This window comes from Rhodococcus sp. KB6 (assembly GCF_001445685.1).
GTDB classification, from domain to species: Bacteria; Actinomycetota; Actinomycetes; order Mycobacteriales; family Mycobacteriaceae; genus Rhodococcus_F; species Rhodococcus_F qingshengii.
Window position 1 is genome coordinate 1 of record NZ_LNAK01000003.1, and the last position, 20,265, is coordinate 20,265.

24 protein-coding genes and 1 pseudogene are annotated in these 20,265 nt (G+C 61.5%); 2 read left to right on the top strand and 23 right to left on the bottom strand.

From position 1 onward, the window contains the following. Window positions 1-101: pseudogene (locus tag ASU23_RS35050) on the bottom strand (acyl-CoA dehydrogenase family protein); the annotation flags it as partial. Between the two features lie 192 nt (window positions 102-293). Between ASU23_RS35050 and ASU23_RS00215 the strand changes: the two are divergent. Together ASU23_RS00215 and ASU23_RS00220 are read left to right on the top strand one after the other, a co-directional pair. Further along, window positions 294-698 (top strand): hypothetical protein, encoded by a 405-nt coding sequence (locus ASU23_RS00215; RefSeq protein WP_058036866.1) that lies wholly within the window; start codon window positions 294-296, stop codon window positions 696-698. Between the two features lie 345 nt (window positions 699-1,043). Beyond that, the gene (locus ASU23_RS00220; RefSeq protein ID WP_156423031.1) at window positions 1,044-1,853 is read left to right on the top strand and encodes a DUF3800 domain-containing protein; all 810 of its coding nucleotides are present in this window, start codon (window positions 1,044-1,046) and stop codon (window positions 1,851-1,853) included. Between the two features lie 294 nt (window positions 1,854-2,147). On the opposite strand, the gene ASU23_RS00225 is transcribed toward ASU23_RS00220, so the two are convergent. The 22 genes from ASU23_RS00225 to ASU23_RS00320 all read right to left on the bottom strand — a co-directional run bounded on the left by ASU23_RS00225 (window position 2,148) and on the right by ASU23_RS00320 (window position 20,264). Continuing rightward, on the bottom strand, window positions 2,148-2,378 hold the full coding sequence (locus ASU23_RS00225) for a hypothetical protein (RefSeq protein ID WP_058036867.1): 231 nt from the start codon (window positions 2,376-2,378) through the stop codon (window positions 2,148-2,150). Next, window positions 2,371-2,517, bottom strand: coding sequence for a hypothetical protein (locus ASU23_RS34115; RefSeq protein ID WP_172826971.1), 147 nt, complete (start codon window positions 2,515-2,517; stop codon window positions 2,371-2,373). The genes ASU23_RS00225 and ASU23_RS34115 overlap by 8 nt, the downstream gene beginning before the upstream one ends. A gap of 588 nt (window positions 2,518-3,105) precedes the next feature. Continuing rightward, window positions 3,106-3,753, bottom strand: coding sequence for a hypothetical protein (locus ASU23_RS00230; protein WP_058036868.1), 648 nt, complete (start codon window positions 3,751-3,753; stop codon window positions 3,106-3,108). A gap of 1 nt (window position 3,754) precedes the next feature. Then, entirely contained in the window at window positions 3,755-5,815 is a 2,061-nt protein-coding gene (locus ASU23_RS34420; RefSeq protein WP_058036869.1) for a hypothetical protein, read from the bottom strand. A 3-nt stretch (window positions 5,816-5,818) separates the two neighbouring features. After that, a complete protein-coding gene (locus ASU23_RS00240; RefSeq protein ID WP_156423032.1) occupies window positions 5,819-6,169 on the bottom strand; it encodes a hypothetical protein in 351 nt (116 codons plus the stop codon). Beyond that, entirely contained in the window at window positions 6,166-6,576 is a 411-nt protein-coding gene (locus ASU23_RS00245) for a hypothetical protein (RefSeq protein ID WP_058036871.1), read from the bottom strand. The genes ASU23_RS00240 and ASU23_RS00245 overlap by 4 nt, the downstream gene beginning before the upstream one ends. A 27-nt stretch (window positions 6,577-6,603) precedes the next feature. After that, window positions 6,604-7,146, bottom strand: coding sequence for a holin (locus tag ASU23_RS00250; RefSeq protein ID WP_082661266.1), 543 nt, complete (start codon window positions 7,144-7,146; stop codon window positions 6,604-6,606). 2 nt (window positions 7,147-7,148) lie between these two features. Continuing rightward, complete coding sequence (locus tag ASU23_RS35055) at window positions 7,149-7,277, bottom strand: hypothetical protein (protein ID WP_301336394.1); 129 nt, start codon at window positions 7,275-7,277, stop codon at window positions 7,149-7,151. Next, window positions 7,274-8,056, bottom strand: a complete 783-nt coding sequence (locus tag ASU23_RS34585; RefSeq protein WP_082661267.1) for a peptidoglycan-binding protein — start codon at window positions 8,054-8,056, stop codon at window positions 7,274-7,276. Before ASU23_RS34585 ends, ASU23_RS35055 begins: the two co-directional genes overlap by 4 nt. A gap of 28 nt (window positions 8,057-8,084) precedes the next feature. After that, complete coding sequence (locus tag ASU23_RS00260; protein WP_058036873.1) at window positions 8,085-8,867, bottom strand: hypothetical protein; 783 nt, start codon at window positions 8,865-8,867, stop codon at window positions 8,085-8,087. Further along, on the bottom strand, window positions 8,867-9,310 hold the full coding sequence (locus ASU23_RS00265) for a DUF2744 domain-containing protein (RefSeq protein ID WP_058036874.1): 444 nt from the start codon (window positions 9,308-9,310) through the stop codon (window positions 8,867-8,869). Before ASU23_RS00265 ends, ASU23_RS00260 begins: the two co-directional genes overlap by 1 nt. Before the next feature lies 1 nt (window position 9,311). Then, the gene (locus tag ASU23_RS00270) at window positions 9,312-10,994 is read right to left on the bottom strand and encodes a hypothetical protein (protein WP_058036875.1); all 1,683 of its coding nucleotides are present in this window, start codon (window positions 10,992-10,994) and stop codon (window positions 9,312-9,314) included. Continuing rightward, the gene (locus ASU23_RS00275; RefSeq protein WP_058036876.1) at window positions 10,991-11,872 is read right to left on the bottom strand and encodes a hypothetical protein; all 882 of its coding nucleotides are present in this window, start codon (window positions 11,870-11,872) and stop codon (window positions 10,991-10,993) included. Before ASU23_RS00275 ends, ASU23_RS00270 begins: the two co-directional genes overlap by 4 nt. Next, complete coding sequence (locus ASU23_RS00280) at window positions 11,869-16,731, bottom strand: tape measure protein (RefSeq protein ID WP_058036877.1); 4,863 nt, start codon at window positions 16,729-16,731, stop codon at window positions 11,869-11,871. Before ASU23_RS00280 ends, ASU23_RS00275 begins: the two co-directional genes overlap by 4 nt. 74 nt (window positions 16,732-16,805) lie before the next feature. After that, window positions 16,806-17,309, bottom strand: coding sequence for a hypothetical protein (locus ASU23_RS33695; protein WP_156423033.1), 504 nt, complete (start codon window positions 17,307-17,309; stop codon window positions 16,806-16,808). Continuing rightward, a complete protein-coding gene (locus tag ASU23_RS00290) occupies window positions 17,237-17,647 on the bottom strand; it encodes a hypothetical protein (RefSeq protein WP_058036879.1) in 411 nt (136 codons plus the stop codon). The genes ASU23_RS33695 and ASU23_RS00290 overlap by 73 nt, the downstream gene beginning before the upstream one ends. Before the next feature lie 115 nt (window positions 17,648-17,762). Next, window positions 17,763-18,626, bottom strand: a complete 864-nt coding sequence (locus tag ASU23_RS00295) for an Ig domain-containing protein (RefSeq protein ID WP_058036880.1) — start codon at window positions 18,624-18,626, stop codon at window positions 17,763-17,765. Between the two features lie 59 nt (window positions 18,627-18,685). After that, a complete protein-coding gene (locus ASU23_RS00300; protein WP_058036881.1) occupies window positions 18,686-19,096 on the bottom strand; it encodes a hypothetical protein in 411 nt (136 codons plus the stop codon). Beyond that, window positions 19,093-19,350 carry a hypothetical protein gene (locus ASU23_RS00305; RefSeq protein WP_082661268.1) on the bottom strand — a complete coding sequence of 86 codons (258 nt, stop codon included), beginning with the start codon at window positions 19,348-19,350 and terminating at the stop codon, window positions 19,093-19,095. Before ASU23_RS00305 ends, ASU23_RS00300 begins: the two co-directional genes overlap by 4 nt. Then, window positions 19,307-19,537, bottom strand: a complete 231-nt coding sequence (locus tag ASU23_RS00310) for a hypothetical protein (protein ID WP_058036883.1) — start codon at window positions 19,535-19,537, stop codon at window positions 19,307-19,309. Before ASU23_RS00310 ends, ASU23_RS00305 begins: the two co-directional genes overlap by 44 nt. Then, a complete protein-coding gene (locus ASU23_RS00315; RefSeq protein WP_058036884.1) occupies window positions 19,534-19,878 on the bottom strand; it encodes a hypothetical protein in 345 nt (114 codons plus the stop codon). The genes ASU23_RS00310 and ASU23_RS00315 overlap by 4 nt, the downstream gene beginning before the upstream one ends. Continuing rightward, window positions 19,878-20,264: a hypothetical protein gene (locus ASU23_RS00320; protein ID WP_058036885.1), complete on the bottom strand. Its 387-nt coding sequence runs from the start codon at window positions 20,262-20,264 to the stop codon at window positions 19,878-19,880. The genes ASU23_RS00315 and ASU23_RS00320 overlap by 1 nt, the downstream gene beginning before the upstream one ends. Window position 20,265 lies beyond the last annotated feature (1 nt).

Genomic DNA, 20,265 nt, shown 5'->3' on the forward strand with positions numbered 1-20,265 from the left:
TTCAGTTCGGCGGACGACTTTCCGAGCAGGCGGCGTGCGACGATCAGCTGCTGGATCTGCTGGGTGCCCTCGAAGATGTCGAGAATCTTCACATCTCTCGAAGTGTTTGTCGCAGTTCGGCATTGCTGCTGGTCTGACATTGTTTCACGGTTTGCGATGTTCTCGTATTTTTCAGCGTTTGCATCGCTGAGTCGGGACCAGGCCGGGACCGGACGTCCGCTCGCTGGGGTCGCAGTGGAGTTTGAACCGACCGAGTTCGATGTTATGAGCGCCACCTCTGGTTTGATACCCCCATGAAGAAGACACGCGTGGGGGTATTCGCCGTTACCGCCCTGGTTTTGGTCGGATGTTCTAGCGAGCCCGAGAAGGCGGAGCCGATCGACTTCACGGGCATGCTTGCGCTGAACCAAGTCATGATCCGGCCGGACATCGACGAGCGTGGTGGATGTGTCGGCAAGGATGGATTCAGTGACATCAGGGAAGGCGTCTCGGTTCTCATCTCCGACAAGTCGGGGGAGCCGCTCGTAAAGACGAAGCTGAATCAGGGTCGCCCGAAGGATAATTTCACATGTACCTTCAGGTTTACCGCGGAAGTTCCTGGCGGTGAGGACTTCTACACGGTGCAGGTGGCAGCGAGAAACAAGATGACGTACACGGGTGAAGAGATGAAGGCCGGAATTCAGATGTCACTCAGCTAGTCGCTGCGAATACGACGAATGCCCCCAACGCTCCAGCGATCGGAGGGTGGGGGCATTGTTGATACGAGTGTTGTCGGTGCCCTCACCTACAGTCTGTCGCGCGGGGCCGAGAGGGTAAGGGAAGACCAGCTCGGCCCCGCATAGACAACGAAGCCCCACTCGCTCTTTCGGCTCCCATACCGGGCAGTCCGGTTCAGGGTCCAATCGTGATGCATGCAATGATTTCGGCACTATAAAGATCAGCCCCGGCAGATGCGGCAAACATCCCCAGGGCCCGGCCGACAGGTGAAGTGTCGACGTGAACGACGGTACCCGGTGGACGCGGCATGCGTCGAGCAGTGGCGCATGACTAGCATTGCGAGCCACCCGCTCAGCCATGAGACCCTCAAACGCATGAAGCTGTCGGCCCAATCGCCGACCTCAGAATTTGCCTATATCGACGAATCTGGTGATGTGGGCATGAGTGGTGGGTCGAAGACCTTCACGCTGACATGCGTACTGATTCCCATGGATGATTGGGATGATCGTCTCAACTATCTGGTCAAAATGAGACGCGAGATCAAAAGGAAGTACGGCGTCCTTCTTCGACAAGAAGCCAAGGCGAACCACATTGTTGGAGCGAAGAAGGTTTACCGCGACCTCGGGTTGGGCGATGGTCAGTTGCGTGACATTTATCAGATGCACATGCGCGCGATCGAGCGATTGTCGTCAGGCACGTTCTCGGTTGTGATTCGCAAGGACAAGCTGGTAAAGAAGGATGTCGACGTCCTGGATATGGCTTGGCGCTACCTTCTTGAGCGGCTACGAAAGCGGACTGAGAGCACCGGCGCTCCAGTTCTGTTGATCCATGACAACGGCCAGGACGGTGACATTCGAAAGATTGTCCGCCGATTTAGGAAGTTTACCTGGACCGCCGCGGGTGAGCGAACCAGCGCTCCACTGATTATCGAAGACCCGGCCCCTCGGGACTCGCAGCAGTCATACTTCATTCAACTCGCTGATATCGCGGCATATGCAGCTGCAGTCAAAGTCCTCCCGCGGAATGGACGAACGAACCTGATTTGCAATGAATTGATGTGGGATCTACTTGGCGATGTCAGGGTTGCTGCAGTGTCGCCATCGCGTGGTGATGGGCTCTACGTCTTCCCTGCATAGAAGAAGGGCCCCCGAAGCAATGCTTCGAGGGGCCCCTTGACGGCTAACCTACCTCGGCCATGCGACCGGATCAGCTAGCAACTTCAGTACATCACACAGTCGACGACCTGTCACGGGCCTACCCCTGTGACGGGCTCGGTGTTTCATTCGCCGTCATAAAATGACAACTCGATCGGGATCCGTAGTTTATGACCTGCGTGCGCACGAAACCGCAGATATTGAGCCTGGTTGCAGGCTCGCCCACAGACAACAAAAGGCCCCACCTCGCAATGAGGTGGGGCCTTTGTTGTGGGGCTAGTGCGCAAGATCAGTTCGCTTGCCGCGGCCGGGGCGGTTGGCGTTCCACTTGTCGATCGTCTCGGGTAGCCAGCCGCGCACGGAACCGCGGGGGATGGTGCCGTCGTCGTTGACCGGCCCGATGATCACATCAGGTTCGGGCAACTTGTACCGAGACAGCGCGCCGGCCTGAACGCCGATACGTTCGGCGACCTGCACCCGAGACAAATAGATCCCAGGCTTACGCATGGCGGAACCGGATTCGATTCTGCACCTGGTAGGCCACGATTCCGCCCCAGACGATCCAGAGCGGCCACGGGGCCGAGAGAATCGTCAGGACGGCAGCGCTGCTAATCGTTGCGACGATGTCGTAGTTCCGTTGAAGCATGTGCGCCTCCTTGCTGTGTTGACTTCTATGGTGGACCCTTGAGGTGGGACCGGGGTGTCTCCTTCACTCCGGTCCCGTCTCAGGTCAGCGTTTCCGCTTCCGGTGTCTGCCTCGCTTCCTCGGCTCCCGATTCTGGATTGCCATCCAGATGTTCGTGATCAGTGTTGCGATCGCGACTATCAGGGCGATTCGGCTTTCGGTCATCCACCCACCTCCTCTCTGTTGTTGTGACTCTTACTTTACATGTTCGATAATCATTTGTCTACACTTTGAAGATGTAAAGTCGTGGGTGAGTTCGGTTGTGCTGGAACAAAGAAAGCGCCCAATCTCGCCGTGCTCAAGTTTGGCGTCTCTATCGACGGGTACACAGTATTTGCGGCTTTTCGATGTCGGTAACATGGTCGGCCGCATCGGCCCGTCTTCCGGGTGTCATTCCCCCGGGGGCGGGCCCCAAGAACTGCGCACTGCAAAACAGCGGTTCGGTGCGCACGGCTCACCGACAGTGCGCTCGCAGTCTCACGGTCGGTGAGCCCCGCAAACGACAACAAGCCCCCGACCTCGAAGGGTCGGGGGCTCTGCCATGTTCGGTCAGTCGATCGGCGCTGCTGCGACTGTGGTCGTCGAGAATCGTCGGCTCGCTGGTTGCCCGGCATTGACTGCCGGATAGACGCCGGGGTCTCGTGCCTTCTGAATTGCGGCACTGAGAGTCAATTTGTCTGTGATCGTGTACGAGAAAACAGACTCGACGTCGCCACCCCAGGAGATCTCTGAGACTCCTGTGCCGGAACTGACTGCGTACCGCAAGATCAGACAATTCGGCACGGTCGTCGTCACCGCCGGAGTCGGCCATGTGAGCCCTGTGCCTTCGGATTTCGCGGAAGCGTTCGGCACCGGGGCGACCTTGGGGAGCACCGCCACGAAGACGATGAACTCGCTGTCGTATCCGGCGGTGGCCCAGGACACCGCATCGGAATCGCCTGTTTGCTTGGCCCGGCCGAAAACGAACAGATTGTTGTTGGACCAACTGCCATTGTCCTGAATGGTGACCCACCCGGTAGGCGGCCGGGTAGTGACGTAGGCGCGGATCGAAGCGACCGCTGCGATCCGTATGTCACCCACTTCGGCCGGTGGCAGGTTGAACGTCAGCGTGGAGCCCGTGGTTTTGAAGTGGTACACGGTGGCCGATATCTGCGGCACGAGATCGACTGACCCCGAGTTGAACCAGTACATCGACATGTCAGGCCCTCGTCATCGACAAGATGATCGACGCTCGCTTGCCGGGCGTCGTTCCAATGCCGGTCTGACTGAACGTCAGCACATCCCCGGCCGCGAAAGCGAACGCTCCTGTCACAGAACCGGTGCGCGATCCGGCCGCAACACTGACGCTCGCGCTGGCGACGTCGACCGCGTTCTTTTGCATCTGAATGACGGTCGGACTGCCGCCTGCTGCGTCCGCGGTACCGAGTTGTACTTTCCAGCCCGTCACCACGACGGGGTAGGTGAATTCCCACCCGTCGGGTGCGAATCCGTCGCCGATGCCGACCTTGCGGGTATCCGACCAAAGCCCGAATCGGAGAGTGTCTTGCTTCGCGGCTGAAGCCATCGTCGCGACGGTCACGGAATTCGGCGCGGGAGTTCGCGTATCGGTCGGTGCATCGACGCCAATTGCCGAGCGTGCGGTCGCTGCATCGGCGGCCCTCATTACGTTGCGGCCAACGGTGGTGGCATCGGTGATGTCGGCCGAGGACGTGTCGACCGCTCCCGTCCGGCCATTTACAGACGAGACCGGTGACGCGGGATAGGTCTTCTCGCGCCAGTTTGCCAGGGTGGATGAGGGTTCGGCGATGAGTTGCCAGTCGGTGCCGCGGTCTGTGCGGGTGCACCAGTCGCCGCGTTGCCCTACGAGGGCGAGCATCGCGGCCTGGGTTCCGACTGCGCCGAGGAAGTCAGTCAGGGCGACTGCTGGGATCTGTGCGGCGAGGATCTTGCCCGCGCCGTCGAGATCTGCCTTAGCGGCGAGTTTCGCTGTCAGACCGGTGACTTGAGCTTCGGTATGGGTGTGCGCCGTCGGAGCCTTGCCGTCGAGTGCGCCCTGCAAGCCGGTGACGTCCGAGACCGGATGAGAGTGCGCGGTCGGTGGACGTGCATCAGTCAGACGAGAGTCGCCCTCCTGCACCGAGGTGTCCGCCTTGCCGAGCGAAGTCTGCACGGAGGGCGAGGTCTTCGCCTTCGTGACAGCTTCGTCGGCGAGCTTCGGTGTCGTGACCGCGTTGTCGAGTACAGAACCAGCGATGATGCCCTCGGCCGCGTCTTCTGCCCGCTGAGCCTGCGTCGTCGCGTCCGTCACTGCCTGCTGAGACAGTTCGCGTTCGGTGACGAACTGGGCGCCGTACTGCTCGAGAGTCTGATCGACCAGGTTGGCCGTGTTCTCGATACTGGTCTTCGTTTGATGGACGTCGGTCTGGATCTGCTCGACGTCACCCTTGGCCGCGACTACAACGTCGCGCGCATCGGTGACGGTCTGGCGGTCGGCTGCGACGGCGGAGGCGGCGGATTCAACTGCCAGACGATCCTCGGCGACCTGGGCGGCGTCTTCGGCGACGTCCTGGATTCCGGCGGCGATCTGCTCGGATCGTTCAGACGCGGCCTCGGCAGCAACCTTGTGTTGCGCTGCGGCTTCTTCGGATTGGCCGGCCGCGGTGGCGCTTCCGTCCGCTGCGGTGGCGAATTCCTCGGCGCCGTCGCGGAAGTCCTTCGCATCGCGGGCGGAGTTCCCGGCATTGGTTGCCGAGTCACTTGCAGAACCGGCGGCGCTCTCCGAGTGCCCCTGTGCCTCGATCGACTTGTCGCGTGCGAGCTCGGCCGCTGCTCGGTCCCGTGCGATCTGTTCGACGTCGTCGGCGATGTGCCCGACACTCTCGGCTGCGGCGACTGCGATGTCGCGAGCCTGCACGGTTTCGTCGCGCATCTGTTTGACGAGCGACACTACAGGCGGGTCGTAGACGTACGCGGATTCAAGAAGATCGTCCAGTGTCACCTCCTCGACGCCACTCGGCACGGTGACGCGCTTGGGCGTCGAATCAGCTAGGCCGCTGCGGATCTCGACGACGAGCTCGCCCGGCTCAACCGTGACGGTTGCAAGGCCGTTCACGATGTTGACGGGGTAGGGCGTCGTTGTCACAACTCGTCCGTCGACCGTGACAGATGGACGATGCGCGGGCGCGGACAGGAACACCGCGCGGGTAGACGAGACTGGCCGCCCGCCAACGTCGGCGAGGTTGATCTTGAGTGCGACCATGGGTCACACCTCCTCTTTCAGTGAGTCGGGAACAGTGGGCGGCTGTTGTCCGGGCACGTGGTGTTCAATCCAGCGCAACAGATCTCGGATGAAGGCGATGGCCTGCCGAAAGCGCTTCTGCTCGTCGCGGAGCATGTTCTCGAGCCGGTTGATTCTCTCATCCTGTTGGCCGATCTTGACATCCTGCTTCTCGATCGACTCTTGCATTCGTTCGAGCTGCGCCTCGTTGGCTTTGAACATCTCCGCCCAGTTGTCGGTCGTGTTGGACTCTCGCGATGACGCTCGCGCCAGGCGGGCACCGAGGTATCCGAACAATCCTGCGAGGATCGTTGCTGCGATGCCAGCGAGTGTCATTCCGAGGGGCGACATTCCACCCCCTGGGGAATCTCCGGGGGGTGCGAGCGTTCACTGAGTGCGGCAACGCAGATGGCGAGACCGGCGATGGCGATGTAGCTCGTCGCCGAGACGTAGGCGCGCGGTATGTGCAGGAAGACTTGGGAGAGCATGAAGCTGCCGGCCCACAGGAGATTGAAGGCGATGGCGAACCCGAATCCGATCGGCTGCAGTCGCCGCCAGAAGACGGCAACGAGAGCAACGGCACCGGTGACTATCCAGCCGACGGCGTACCAGGACAGCGGGATCAGGTGGTCCACGAACGCGAGTTGAGCGGGTGACGAGTCCGGGGATCGCGGACCGATGTACGACGATCCCCGGACTACGGATGTGACACCCAGGATTGCGAGGGCAATTCTTCGGACCATCACTGGCCCCCTTACTGGGTCAGTGGGTCAGGAGAGATAGCTGCCGTCGTCGCCGTGATACTCGGTCTCGTCGGCGCTCTCGATCGGATCGAGTGCAATCAGATCGGGCTTGACGGGCGCAAGGGACGGCAAACCCTTGGTGGGTCCGAGGTTGCTCGAGGCCAGAGACGTCAGCACAGATATGAGCGCTGCCGTTGCTGCGAGGGTGAGCGCGTCAGGCCAGTTGATATCCGAGAGTGTGCCCGTTGCGGGAATGGCGCCAACGAGCGCGCTGACGAAAGTGCGTCCCACGCGGTCCGCAAGGTCGATCGCGAAATTGCCTGACGTGATCGCCGTCGACGTCGACAGTGCGATCAAAAACGAGACGAGTGCTGCGAGTGCGGCCGAGGACAGTGCCGTAGTCCACGAGACGGACACGATGGTTGCCCCGCCGGCCAGGAAGATGAGCAACGTCTGGATGAAGGTCTTCCCGGTCCGGTCGAGAAGGTCGAGCCAGAAGGCTTTGGTGTCGATCGAGTTGGCGCCGACGAGTTCGACGCCGACTGTGATGGTGTTGTCGGATTCAGCCATGATCAGTAGTTCCTTCGTTCGTAGTGGTCGGATCGGGTGATGGAGTCGTAGCCGCGTGCCCATCGGCAAGCGGCCCAGAGGATTACGCCTGCGGTGCCGACGATGACCGCAGCGATCGAGAGGGCGATCACCGGACACCTGCCGCGCGCCAGGTGTCCGGGCCGACAATGCCGTCGACGGCGAGGCTCGATCGGCTCTGCACCTGTCGCACAACCGATTCGGTAGCAGGACCGAAATCCCCGTCGACTGCGAGCTTGGAGTAGCTCGCGAACATCCGGTTGAGTAGGGCCTGCAGGTACACGACGTCCGCGCCGGTCGAGCCACGTCGAAGCGTCGGACGAGCCACAGGCGTCGGCGTGGGCACCGGTGTGGGGTTCGGAGTACCTGCAATGAGTCCGAGGTATCCAGCTTCGAGGCGCTTCGCGAAAGCAATGAGCTTCGCGGATCCGCCGTCGCCGGATGCCGTGCCGCGGTTGAGTTGGAAGTGCATCTCGTCCGGGCGGTTCCAATTTCGCCCGTGAAAGATGTTGCCTTCGAATAGCCGCAAGCCTTCGTTGATCTTGGCGACCATGGTTGCGGACATGCGCCGCTGACCCATCGGGTACTGCGTGGCGTTGAAGTCGAGGCCGGTACCAGAGAGATGGTTCGAGTCGCCGACGTCGTTTTTCTCGGACCAGCCCCAGTCGTCGCCGACGCCGGCCTTGTAGAGGTCGAGTCGTTCGACGTTGCGGTGGTACCAGATCGCCCACGCTCGCAGAACGATTTCGGATGGTCCGGAGCGGACGATCATTGCGGCGAGGTACTGATTGTCTGCGCCGGGCACCAGGATTCGCTCGCACGCGGCGCGGGTGCACATGCGCCACCCATTTTCGGATCGAGTGTTGCCATAGGCGGTTCGGAACAGGGTCATGTCTCCTCCTAGGAAAGTTCTGTGTCAGTTAATTGATCGGATCGTCTGGGTAGTCGGGCGTTCCCGTGGCGACGACCCTGTTGTCGTGTTTGATTGCAGACAGGCGCGAGTACCAAGTTCCGCCGGCGAAGTTCCGCCACTTCGCCGAGGTAACCCAGACGTGCACTTCGAAGTTCGGTTCCGGGATGACGAATGGCGCCGTGACATGGTGCGTGAGTCGAGATCCACCGGGACGTTTCACGTCCGGAATCTCGGAGAAGATGACACCACCGCCCGGTTCACGCACCGACAGGTACATCACGGTTTCGTCACCACCGCCGAAGGGTGTGGATTTTGCGAGCGTGGTCGCCGAAATCTGCCAGAGCCCTTCGGATTCGAGTCGTAATCCACCGGCCGCCAGGACTTGCACGCCTTTCAATGGTCCGAGTTGGGCATTGAACGGCATCCTGGTAGCCCCGGCGACTACCGCGGGATTGGATGTCATGTACGCGGCGCCGTACCCGCGGACTCCTTCGAGGAGATCAACTCGGGAGGCGTAGTCCAGTTGACCGTCTCGGATGTCTTTCAGTGGCCCTGGGCCGAATATGCCGTCGCCTCGGAAGGCTTTCGCAAGGTCGTCGAGCAGTTGCCCGAATCCAGTGAATCCCCCGAACAGTCCGCCGAACAATCGCCCGTGCGCGGTGTTGTTCGCATCGTCGATCGGCTTGCGCATTCGACGCATGGCTTCGGCCTCGTCGATGTCCTGGTACCCGCGCATCGTGCCGCGCTTGCCGTACGCACCTTCGGGATACGGCCGATTCGGTGCTGTCATCAGTAGTCCACCTCGATCGTGCGGACTTGCGCGACATCCTCTGTCGGCCCAGCGTCTTCGGGTGGCCGGATGACGCCGCGCTCTTGCAGTCGCTCTGCCAAGCGGATGAGGTCGGACCCAGACATGGCGTCGAGGTCGATGGCATCGCTGACCGGTGCAGGCGCCACTTCCGGGTCAGGAGTGTCGATGTCGACCCACTCGACCGCCCCGACGCCCATCCAATGCACCGACTCCATTCCGCCGGGAATGATCTGTTTGATCTCCTGCAGCTCGGGGTGATGTCGATACCCCGCGCGGGTGAGGATCGACGACGCCTTGCGCAGGCACTCCTCGGTGGTGATCAGGGCGTCGCCGTCCGGGGTGGTGATCGAGCCCATGAGCGCCCAGAGGACATGCTCTTCCGGGTCGCTCATGTTGGCGGTGGCCTGGGTGGGGATTGCCATGTCAGATCACTCCTAGGTCATGCGCTGCGCCGGCGAGGTTCGCTATTTGACGCAAGCCGCGCGCGGTGGGTGATTCGAGGTCTTCGGGTTCGCCGGTGATGGCGTTCCATTTGTTCTGGCCGCGGTCGCAGACGAGTTCGATCTCGGCGACTTGCTCGACGTAGATCTGGCCGCGCTTTCCGACGTCCTTGAGCGTGGAGCCGATGCGGTCACCGAGGAAGAAGTGACCCTGACCGTTGTCGCCGATGAGATATGGCCGACCGTCCGCGAGTTCCATGCGGTGGGTGATGCGAGGCCGAGACTTCCAGAAGCCTTCGCGGATCTTGATGATCGAGCTGAGCGTGTACGCCCGATCGCCGCCGGAGACGATGTCTTCCTGGTAGTGCGACCACCCGTACTTCAGTGCTCGGACAGGACTTTTCACCGACACCCATGCCGCTACGGTTCCGCTGTAGATCGGTTTGAGGAACGTGTCGGCGATCGTGCCGAGGGTTGGTTGGAATATCAGTTGCCCGAGGTTGTTGAGCCCGAGTTGGATTGCTGCCGAGATTCCCTCGTCGACGCCGGGGAACGAGTGGCCACCGGTGACCATCTGGACGGAGCCGCCGTGCTTGTGGCACCAGTCGGAGACTTCCATCCCGGAGATTCGGCCTTCGCGGTACACGACATACGGCGCACGCGGGTACGTCCAGATCGAGCTACCTGTGACGTCCTTGTACGGGTCGATGGGGTCGATGACCTCGGCGAGCGTCTCGTCGACGAGGTTGCTCGCGAGGTTGACGACGGTCCGCTTGAGCCCATCCCAGATCGTGCCGCCCTGTGAGGTCTCGTCCCAGTAGGCCGACTTGTCGACGACGTCGAAGACGATCGTGCCGTGACGCAGATTCGCGCCTGGCCATGGGGGAGGGTCGCCCTGCAGGTATCGCCGGGTGGTGACCATGAGCTGCGCATCGCCGAGGGTCGGCTCGGCCATGTCGTGCCAGTACTTGAACCGACTCGACAGCACTGTCCATGGCGACGAATCACCCAGTAGTGAGCCGGGTTTGACGACCATGTTCCAGTTCGACATGTCGAGACCCTGGCCCCATTGCGCTGGGTCCATCGGGTCGTCAGGAAGTGCCCACCAGTTGCCTTCCATCCGCATGATGTTGAGGAAGAGTGCCAGCTTGAGCATGTAGATCGACGGACCGGCGAGAACGAAGGACCGCGGGAACTGGATGATGGCCGGCAGGAACGGGTTCGACCAGACGAGAAGGTGTTTGAGTTCCTCGTAGTCGTCGAGGAACTGCAGTTCGACGAAGTTCTTCCCATCGCGCGGTGCAGCTCGGCGAGCCTGCTGCAACCGGCCACCCCACCGGGCGCCGTCTTTGTCGACGGTCATATGGACGTTCTGCTTCGCGCGCCCGTACGGATCGACCGCCCACTTGGCGAGATAGTGGTTGGCGGGCAGCACGATCCGGCCGGGACCCGAGTTGTTCTTGATCCACTTGACCGCCATTTCCCACTCGACCGAGACGCGACCGCGATAGTTCATATCGCCGTCCCACAGGCGAATCAGTGGAGGCTTGCGGCGACGTCGAGCGCGGTTCTCCTTCTTGCGTTCGGAGTCGTCGAGGATCGCTTGCATGCGATCCATCAGCTCCTGGTCGTGCAGAAGCGGATTGTCGAGCAGTGGGGCGGTCATTCTTCACCACCCATCACCATGGTCCAGTGACGTGGCTGATAAACGGCCACAGTCATGTTCGGCGCCGTGCACTCGATCGGTACCTCGATTGGGAGTGTGTGTGGAGGGACTGCGAACTCGAACTCCTTGGAGTTCGCCCGCGCCCAGAACAAGGGGTTGATGTTCGACTCGTACGTCTCCTCGTCGGGGTACGTGCGGATGACGAGCTTCTCCCCAGGGACGAGCGTGGGCACGTCGACGACGCGCCCACGCCAGATGTAGTCCTCGTGTTCGGGGTCGGTGATCCACGAGAAGTCCGGCAACGTCACCTGGCCACCCTGCGGGGCATCGACGACCCATTTGACGTACATCGGCCGGTTCGTTGGATTCGCCAGCGTGACATGCCCCTTCAGTGCGCCGACCTTGGACTGGAAGACGTCGACTTCGTCCTTCTCGACCCAGAACGGCCAACCCGCACGAAGGGTCATGACCATGTGGCCGTACCGATTACGGCCAGGATCATTGCGCGGATTGAACTTCGGCGTCTCGACCTTCTGGAGACCGAGACGCCGAATGCCCGACGATGACGTGGCAACGAGGTAGGTGATCCGATCGAACTCCCACATCGCCGACCAGTGCGACTTCACCTGCTGCCACGACATGTCATCGGTCGGCGAAATATGCACCGGCAGAATGACGTCTTGCATGTTGTGGCGGAAACCGTTGTAGGTTCCGCCTTCCTGCCTGGCGCCTTCGGTCCAGATCGTGGTCGTTGGCGTTTCCCAGTAACCCTCGGGGTCTTCGTCGAGTTCGATGCCCTGAGCGCCGGAGCCCGGACCATGAATCACGGCCCGGGCTCCATTGGGGGCTTCGATCTCGAACAGGAGCAGATCGCTCATCGAATCCCCCAACCGTGCGTTGCAGCTTCCTGCTTTTCCTTGACTCTCAATTGCCGAAGTCCTTCCTCGACATTGGCGACGCCATTGAAGATGTACGTCGAACCGGATTGGCCGCCTTGGCCGAGCGAGAGTCGTGCGCCGTTGTTCATGGCCTGCAAGATCGCCGGATTCTCGCCGGCGTTCGCATCGAGCGCATTGACGACGAACTCGCGCTTGGTAAGCCACGCAGGCACGTTGTCGGTACCACCCGGACCACCAACCGGACCACCTTTGGCGAAACGGTTGCCAGTGCGGATTCGCTCAATCTCTTCGAGAAGTGCAGCAACGCCGTCTTGCCCCTGCGCGACCGAATCGCCCCACCGTGCAATACCTTCGGCAGGGTTGTAGATCGCCGGGCTGTCTTGGGCGATCATCGACGGCGAGGTGGTGACCTGCGCGCCCATTGCCCGCTGATCGGCGGACGGTTCGATCAGGTAGGGCGCCTGGGTCTGCTGCGCCTTCTCGAACATCTGCAGCGCCTGAACGGCAGGCGGAAGTTCGTCCGGGATTCCGAAGACGCCCAACGCGTCAGAAACAAGGCCGGAGACTGCATTCTTAGCGAAGTCTCCAGCAATGCCGGACCAAGTCGTCGGTCCGTCACCAGCCTTCGGCATGCCGAGCTCGCGCAACGCCTTCTCCGCCTGGTAAAGCTCGGCGTCGGCCTTGTCGATGTCGTAATCACTTGACTCGGGATTGTCGTAGACCTCATTACGACGCTCGTTCGCAGACTGCACAGCGAGCTGAGCGTCGATTCGCTCTACCTCGGCGTCGGTGAACATCCGGGAGAGCGCAGGCGCCTGAGGTGCCGGTGCGTTGCTCTCACCACTGAGAACGCCATCCTTCTTGCGTTGCAGCTCAGTGAGTTTGCTCTGCGCCTTGTCGACCTTGTTGTTCGCGTCGGCAAGGTCGGTCTGAGTCTTCTCACCCTTGGCGACCGCCTCCTCTACCTCGGTGCGCTTCTCTTCAGCCTTGCGGAGCGCAATTTCAGCGGCCTGGAGTTCGATCTGCTGCTTCTCGGTCCACTCCTCCCGTACCCGCTGCCGCTGCGGACTGCTGGCCGTAATAGGCAAGTAGGCATGATCAGTGAAGCTCGAGTGATTCGAACCGACCGATCCGCCGACCATTCCGCCGCCGTAACTGCCACCCATCTCGACATTGGTTCCGTCAGGCAAGGTTCCGGCAGTGTGGCCGCCATACGGTCCGCCGTTGTACCAGCCGAATCGCAAACTTCCCGGATTGCCGCGCCCCGACAGGAAGCCCATGCCCGCGAGTGCTGCGCCCATGTTTCCTGTTGCGAACCGAGCTGCAAATGGTGCGAGTCCAACGGCGAAGCGAGCGATCGCCGACATTGCTGCCGAGCAGTCGCCCCAGTTGATCCCGCCGAACACGTACGGATCGCCGGTCAGTGGCTTCACGCCAGGCATGCGGCCGGTAACGAAGTTGGTCAGATCTCGGCTACCGACAACGCCGCCCGTCTCATAACCAGGCAATTTCGGGAACGTGCCTGCGTTGATCGACGCGAGTTCGCGGTGGTATCTCTCGGACGAGCGGTCATTGATTACCCACTCGCCCCGGTTGACGCGCGCGGTTGGAATGCCCCACGAGTCGACGGCGAGAATGCCATCCACCGTGTCGGTTCCGGGCCCGGTGGTGGGTAGCTTCCCGCCACCCTCGTAGCCAGGAACCCGCATGCCGGTGTATCCGCCGGGGACCCCGTACATTTCGCCAAGAGTGGTTGGCATTGATGGGCCGCTCGGTGGGGCGACGACATTCTGGACGATGTCCACAAGGATCTTTCGATCCTGATTTGCGGCTATGAAGTTGTTGATTGCAGCCTGCGCCTCGTCGGCGCCAGTCAGCGAGATCTTGGTCGGCAGTTCCTTTGGAAACAGACCGTACTGAGCCAGAACTGCGCGAGCCTGATCCTCAGTTCTGCCAGCCTCCACATACTGGCGAATGAAGTCGTCGACGATACGCTGCCCTGCAGCCTCGACAGCATCAGCAGCCTCTCCACTGCTCATCTTTGCCTCTACCGCATGCTGTTTCGCGGCAGATCCAGCCTGGAAGAACGCAGACGCGACGTTCTGCATCTCCCCATGCAGGGTGGCACCAGACTTCGTGCTCAGGTCGAGTTGCCCTGAAGCGAGAAACGCCTCAGAGCCTGTGTTCTTCAGTGCCTGGGCGAATCGGTCGAGAGTCAGTGTTGCATTTGCTTGTGCATCCTCCAGCGTCATCGAATCTTTCAGTTGGCGATTCATGGCGGCCGTAAGACCGTCCACGCCGGATGCGGCCGAGACTGCGCCAGAGTTGATGTCGTCAAGCGCCGCTTTGAATTGACCTGCTGTGGACTGTGACTCGATGAACTCGGCTCGCATGTCGGCAAACTTCGCCAGGGCGATTTCACCGTCGGGGCCAGTATTTTTCAGTGCGGTAGAGAATCGCCGCCACTGAGCCTCGGTTCCAGTTACGGCGTTTGCCATATCCTTCTGGCTCAGGTTCAGTGAGTCGAGCGCAGACTGGGCCTTCTCTGCGTCCTTGGCTGCATCCGCCAATCCCATTGCGTCACTGAGCTGATTGTTGCGGTCGAGTCCGAATACCTCGTTTACGAAGGACGTGACGTACCCCATCTTGCTGGGCATGCGCTTCGCAGCGGCATCAAGGTCGTCCTCGACAGCTTGGATCTGGCTGGATACGGCCGACTTGACGCCGGTGTTCACTGTGCCGCCAGACTCCATAAAGGCGTCGTTCAGCTGAGAGCGGAAGTCGACCATCGACTTCGCGTACTTGGCAGCGGAGTTGCGGCTTTCTTCGAGGTTGCGATCCATCGTGTTTGACGCCGAGATGAAAGCGCCGATGGCCACAGCGCCGGCCATGAGCCCGACCGTGAATAGGCCACCCGGACCGAGCATTGACCCGACCCGCTGCAAGCCTGACCGCATTCCGTTCAAAGCCCCGCTAGTGACACCCTGAATGCGCCCGGCGAACGTAGCGGCTCCCGCAGCGGCCTGACGCATCCCGCCGACGAACACTCCAGACTGTGTGGCCGCTGCGCGCTGGGCGGCCGCATATGCCCCGAGAGTGGAAGTGGCTGACACGGTCGCGGCACTGCTGATGCTTGTGGCCGCGGCACGAATGCGCTCAGCCGCGGCTCCACGCAGGGTCGTGGCTGTAGCGGCCGTATCGACCGCTGTGTGTCGACCCAGCGCTGCAGTGTGAGCAACCAACGCTGCGGTCAACTGACGCTGGACCAGCATCTGGGCGGGCATCATGATCGCATTCGCAACCCGCGAGAGGTGGAATGCCGTCTGGGCAGTCTGTGAGATCGCAAATGCTGCAGCGAGCCCGGCTAGGGCGGCGGTGGCGAGCCCGGTGTGGTCGGCAAAGAATCCCATTACTGACCCGAGGGCTTTGATGCCTGCGACTGCGACGGTTGCCGTGTCGCCGCCGAGCCCAATAAGGGCTGTGGCCCCACCTGCCGCTGCAGCACCGACGGACTTCAGGGCACCCGTGAGCGTGCTCGCCCCGGTTTCGACCTTGCCCATCGCGCCTGCAGCCTCGCCGCCGGTGCCCTTGACTGTGTCGAGAAACGTCGTGAACTTCTCACCGGATGGCGACTTTATGGCGTCCCAGAGTGCTTGCGCGCCTTCCCGAATTCGGAAGAGGACGTCGACGGCTTTGGAATCCTCGAGCTGTCCCCAGATCGGGTTCGTGTAGTCACCTTTGAAGAGGATGTCTTTGACGCCGATAGCGGTTTCGCGGATCTTGAACAGGATGTCGACAGCCTTCGAGTCTTCCGACAATCCGAATGTTGTTGCACTTCCAGTGAACTTGCCGTCCGCAAGGATCGACCAAACACCTTTGAGTCCGTCCGCGACTTGGCGGGCCTTGACGCCGAACTTCTCCATTTTGTTCGCCGGACCGTCGATGGACGCGCCCGAGGATTGGAATGCCCGACCCATGTCCGTCAGTCCAGATGCGACCTTCGTGGCACCAGCCTTGAGTACAGGCGCAACCTTGTCCGTGTACTCCGTGACCTTGGCGAGTCCGGCTTTCATCATCGGCAGAAATGGGGTGATGACTTCGGCGCCGGCGCGACCGAGAGCAGCCTTCATGTTCGCGAATGAGCCGCGGAGTGTCTTGCCGGATTCGAGAGCGGCGCCACCGATGTTTTCTTCGATGACCTTGTTAAAGGTCTCGGCGTCGACCTTGCCTTCCTTGACCATTTTCGACAGGGCGTCCTGCGTGACGCCATATTCGTCGGCGAGCCACTGGAATATGGGAATGCCGCGGTCGGAGAGCTGATTGAGGTTGTCGGTGTACGCCTTGCCGGAGGTCTGGACCTTGTTGAAGATCGAGCCCATTTCCTCGAGTGAGGACCCCGCGATCGTGGCGGCGTCTCCGGTCAGGCTGAGGTACTTGGTCAGCTCCTGTCCGGGCTTGATGCCGGCGGCCACTGCGGAGGCTGCGATCGTTGCCGCGTCGCCCATTCCGAATGCCGTGCCCTTCACGGATGCCAGGGCGGAATCCATGATGGTGGTGACACCTTCGGCGGTGTGCCCGAGACCGGCGAGCTTGCCCTTGGCGTCGTCGATCGCCGTAACACGCTGCATGCCGAGGGTGAGCGCTGTTGCGGCAACTGCACCGGCGGCAACTGCTCCACCCTTGAGTGTTGCGCTGAGACCACTGGCGATTTTCGATCCCATGGATTTGCCAGTGCTGGTTGCAGATGCCTGCGCGCCACCGAGCGCTGCATTAACCTGCCCGGGAATCTTGCTGGTGTCCGCAACGATCGAAAGGTAGCCAACCCCCAACTCGGTCAATGGGATTCACCTCCTTCAGATATGCGAAACGACCGCCCGCGACAGATGCCTCGGGCGGTCGTTTCGTGTGGTGACTATTGGTTGGCGGCGCGTGCGCGAGCCTGGGCCTGCGCAATCCGATCGCGTGCATTGCTCGGTTTTCGCTCGGCCGTGTGATGCGGCACAACAGGTTTCCGGGTTCGAATGTCGGTGACGTTCTCGGTCGATTCCTGCTTCACGGCTTCACGTTGAGCGAAGGCTTGACGTATCTGGTCGACAATGGGGGTCAACTCGACTGGATTTTCGCCTCTGAGTTCCGCACGTAACTTGCGGATTTCGTCGGTGAGGTTGAGTTGGATGTCGGACTCGACGTCAGTGAAGATACCCATTGGGTCGACAAGACGGCGGTATGCGCTGCGTCCGGGCAGGTTCGACAACCAGGCGTCGAAGTCCAGCCAGGACAGCGTGCGTCCGAGTTCGTCCAGTGACCTACCGATCGCCAGCAGGTCGGAGCGGACCGCCCCCTCTACTCCGTCGCGCCGGAGGAGTCGGAGGAGGCTTCGGATTTTTCCACCGAAATCTTCGAGGCCTCTTGCCACTGTTCCCAGAGCTCGCTCCGGGCGCCGTAGGGCCACTTCGCGATGTGGGTTGCTAGGTCCGGTTCGATCATCTCGAGCATCCACATCAGGGCGTCGAGGTTGGTCGGGTAGGCGGTTTCGGGATCGGCGCCGACGATGGGCAGCCGCTTCTCATTGCGGGCGTCGCGGACTTTCTGCACCTCATTGGTGCGCTGAACGATCATCGCGTCGGCGTAGTCGGTCACCTCGGGAGGAATGTGACTGACGAGCGGGAGTTCGTACGAGATGGTCTTTCCACTGTCGACGATGTCGACCTTGAACTTCTTGAACTCTGCGGGGTTGTAGACGAAGCCAGCCATTGCACCAGGCCTTTCAGTTGTTCCAATGGGAGAAATGCGACCGGGCCGTGGAGGCCACCCGGCAAGGGCGGCCCGGTGCAGTGGGGTGTGAATCAACCCCTGCCGGGTGGGCTCATCAGGCGGTGACGGTGACGACGATCGCCTTGGTCACTTCGACTGCCGGGGTAGCGGAGTCGGTGACCTTGAATGTGATCGACGGGGTACCGGCCGCGGTGGGGGTGCCGGACAGGACGCCGGCGGGCGAGAGCGTGAGACCTGCAGGGAGAGTTCCCGTCTTGGTCCAGGTCTTCGCGCCGGTGCCACCTGAGGAGGTCAGGGTCTGCTCGTAGGCATCGCCGACCTTGCCAGCGGGCAGCGAGGTCGTGGTGATTGCGAGCGGGCCGACCACGGCCTTGGTGGCGTCGTTGATGATTTCGACGACGTTGACACCTCGGCGTGCGTTCGTCTCAGACTCGTACACCTGGATCGTGATCTGGTACTGCGTGAGTGCCGTGTGGACGTTCTGCACCTCGGCGACCTCGTAGATCTGGCCCTTTTCGATGACGTGACGCTTTGCCGTCTCGCCGTCGATCGAGTCGATGACCCACGATTCGATCGGCAGCGTGTCGTCGGTCTGGTAGACCGTGATCTGCCGGCCGTGCTCGTCGGGATCGTGAACCTTGACGTTTGATGCGCCGTTGATCGCCCGCAGGACAACGGGATCGTTGGCGTCGTTGAGCGTGATCTTGACCGTGTTGTCGGTCTCGGTGGTGACCACGCGAGAGACGCCGCCGCCGAACTTGCGGATCTTCGTCTTGGTCTGTGTGCGGTTGATGGAGAAGCCGGAGTCGCCGATCTCGCCGTAGTCGTTGGCGAGGAATTCGGGGTCGAGTTCCTCGTATGTGGTCGTCGGGAGGGTGGTTCCGAGCTTGGCGGAGTGGAGTACGCCGCTGTCGAGCGGAGGGTTGGCGACGTACGTCTTCGTGCTGGTGTCAACCATGATTCGTGCCCTTTCAGGGTTCGTTGCACCGGGCCTTGAAAGGTGGGGATGTGTTGAGGTCAGCTGATTTTCAGGAGTAGCTCGCCGGTGAATTGGTAGCGCTCCTGGCCGGATTCGTCGGGCCATCGATACGGCCCGGAGTTCTCTTTCCATGACCGAATGAACGTGCCCAGAACCGTTCGGCTGCGAGAGGCTCGCATGATCGCGCGAACGACCGCGGCGAGGTCGTCAGCTTCGTCTTCGGTGTCTGCCCAGCATTCGAGCAGCGCGAAGACGTGATCTGTTTGGCCGTGCGTTGCCATCCCGCCGCCCGGGGTGCGGGAGACGCGGACCTTGAGCGTGTGTCCGGGATTGACGCGAGGGTTGGGGGTCTCAGTCCCAACCCACACGTCGAGGTGATCAGGCATCTGCTCCCGGATGAGTGTTGCGAGAACGGTTTCAGCGGACGCGGGGACGATCAGGTTGTTCATCGCACGCTCCCGAGGACTCGCACCAGTGTGTTCTCGTTGGCGTTCTTCCTGCGGGCCGCGTACGTCTTGGCATAGACGATCGCGCGCCAACGTCCCTGCGGTCGACGGGCACCCTGCATGGAGGACCATTCGAATCCATCTCCGGCAGCCGCGGCCATGCGGGATGCGAGCCCGTCTACGGCGGCAATGACCGGGCCGGATCGCCGGACGTCATAGAGAGCGTTCGGCTTCCACTGCATCCTCGGCTGCGTCATCGTCGATCACCTTCTCCACGAACTCGGCAGCGATCCAGGCTTGCGGGTTGTAGGCCGCGAGGAGTGTTCGCTTTGAGGGGTCGGAGTAGATCAGCAGTACTCCGGTTCCGTTTTCGGTGACGAACGTTGTGGTGTCGTAGACAGTTTCGCCGCCGATATGCCGGACGAGTACGACGGTGTCACTCATCCGTCCACCCTTCGAAGTTTGACGTCCACGATGCCGGGAACGAAGTACGGATTGTTGTCGTAGTTCGAGACAGCGACGACGCGGAACCAGCCTTCGCCGGGTAGTTCGATTCGGTCGCCGACTTTGACGCCGAGATCCGTTGGCGGGTAGCAGGTTGCATCGAAGGCGATGCGCTCGGCGTGCCCGTCGGTTGGCGCTGCGACTTCGCTGGGATACCAGAGGTGAACGAGCTGAAGTTCGGCGTCGTCATGCTTCTCGACCGCGTTGCCTCGTGGGCTGGACTCGGTCGAGGCGATCTTGCGGCGGTAGTTGATCGGCAGGGTGCACGAGAATTCAGCCATCAGGCATCACTTCTCGGGGGAGTGGTGTCGATCGTGAAGGCCCGGCCTGTGCGAGCCGATCCGCAGAGGCGTTGAAGGTCGACGATTTCCGATGGCCAGAACATGCGTTTGCGTTCGGACCGGTTGTCGATCGTCTGCTGAAATGGGCCGGCGGATACCTGCGTGATGGCACCTGATCCGACGTCGTTCCACCGCAGGATCGCGCCAACGAGAATGACTTTCGCTTGCGCTGGGTATTTGAAGTCGTTCTCGACGATGCACGGGGCGATCCATGGGGCCGACGCCATCGCGATAGTCGAGTCGATCATTGCTCGAGCCTTTTTCTCGTCGATGTTCGCGACGAACGGCGCGAGATCTTCCTCGATGTCGATGGCTACCGGCCCCATG

Excerpts from the sequence above, each read along its gene's own strand:
- ASU23_RS00220 (WP_156423031.1), top strand. The coding sequence starts at position 1,044 with ATGACTAGCATTGCGAGCCACCCGCTCAGCCATGAGACCCTCAAACGC.
- ASU23_RS00295 (WP_058036880.1), bottom strand. The coding sequence starts at position 18,626 with ATGGTTGACACCAGCACGAAGACGTACGTCGCCAACCCTCCGCTCGAC.
- ASU23_RS00315 (WP_058036884.1), bottom strand. The coding sequence starts at position 19,878 with ATGGCTGAATTCTCGTGCACCCTGCCGATCAACTACCGCCGCAAGATC.
- ASU23_RS00310 (WP_058036883.1), bottom strand. The coding sequence starts at position 19,537 with ATGAGTGACACCGTCGTACTCGTCCGGCATATCGGCGGCGAAACTGTC.
- ASU23_RS00290 (WP_058036879.1), bottom strand. The coding sequence starts at position 17,647 with ATGGCTGGCTTCGTCTACAACCCCGCAGAGTTCAAGAAGTTCAAGGTC.
- ASU23_RS00225 (WP_058036867.1), bottom strand. The coding sequence starts at position 2,378 with ATGCGTAAGCCTGGGATCTATTTGTCTCGGGTGCAGGTCGCCGAACGT.
- ASU23_RS00305 (WP_082661268.1), bottom strand. The coding sequence starts at position 19,350 with ATGACGCAGCCGAGGATGCAGTGGAAGCCGAACGCTCTCTATGACGTC.
- ASU23_RS00275 (WP_058036876.1), bottom strand. The coding sequence starts at position 11,872 with ATGAGCGATCTGCTCCTGTTCGAGATCGAAGCCCCCAATGGAGCCCGG.
- ASU23_RS34115 (WP_172826971.1), bottom strand. The coding sequence starts at position 2,517 with ATGCTTCAACGGAACTACGACATCGTCGCAACGATTAGCAGCGCTGCC.
- ASU23_RS00320 (WP_058036885.1), bottom strand. The coding sequence starts at position 20,264 with ATGGGGCCGGTAGCCATCGACATCGAGGAAGATCTCGCGCCGTTCGTC.
- ASU23_RS00215 (WP_058036866.1), top strand. The coding sequence starts at position 294 with ATGAAGAAGACACGCGTGGGGGTATTCGCCGTTACCGCCCTGGTTTTG.
- ASU23_RS34585 (WP_082661267.1), bottom strand. The coding sequence starts at position 8,056 with ATGACCCTGTTCCGAACCGCCTATGGCAACACTCGATCCGAAAATGGG.
- ASU23_RS00265 (WP_058036874.1), bottom strand. The coding sequence starts at position 9,310 with ATGGCAATCCCCACCCAGGCCACCGCCAACATGAGCGACCCGGAAGAG.
- ASU23_RS34420 (WP_058036869.1), bottom strand. The coding sequence starts at position 5,815 with ATGGTCGCACTCAAGATCAACCTCGCCGACGTTGGCGGGCGGCCAGTC.
- ASU23_RS00240 (WP_156423032.1), bottom strand. The coding sequence starts at position 6,169 with ATGACACTCGCTGGCATCGCAGCAACGATCCTCGCAGGATTGTTCGGA.
- ASU23_RS00260 (WP_058036873.1), bottom strand. The coding sequence starts at position 8,867 with ATGACAGCACCGAATCGGCCGTATCCCGAAGGTGCGTACGGCAAGCGC.
- ASU23_RS00300 (WP_058036881.1), bottom strand. The coding sequence starts at position 19,096 with ATGAACAACCTGATCGTCCCCGCGTCCGCTGAAACCGTTCTCGCAACA.
- ASU23_RS00230 (WP_058036868.1), bottom strand. The coding sequence starts at position 3,753 with ATGTCGATGTACTGGTTCAACTCGGGGTCAGTCGATCTCGTGCCGCAG.
- ASU23_RS00245 (WP_058036871.1), bottom strand. The coding sequence starts at position 6,576 with ATGGTCCGAAGAATTGCCCTCGCAATCCTGGGTGTCACATCCGTAGTC.
- ASU23_RS00250 (WP_082661266.1), bottom strand. The coding sequence starts at position 7,146 with ATGGCTGAATCCGACAACACCATCACAGTCGGCGTCGAACTCGTCGGC.
- ASU23_RS00270 (WP_058036875.1), bottom strand. The coding sequence starts at position 10,994 with ATGACCGCCCCACTGCTCGACAATCCGCTTCTGCACGACCAGGAGCTG.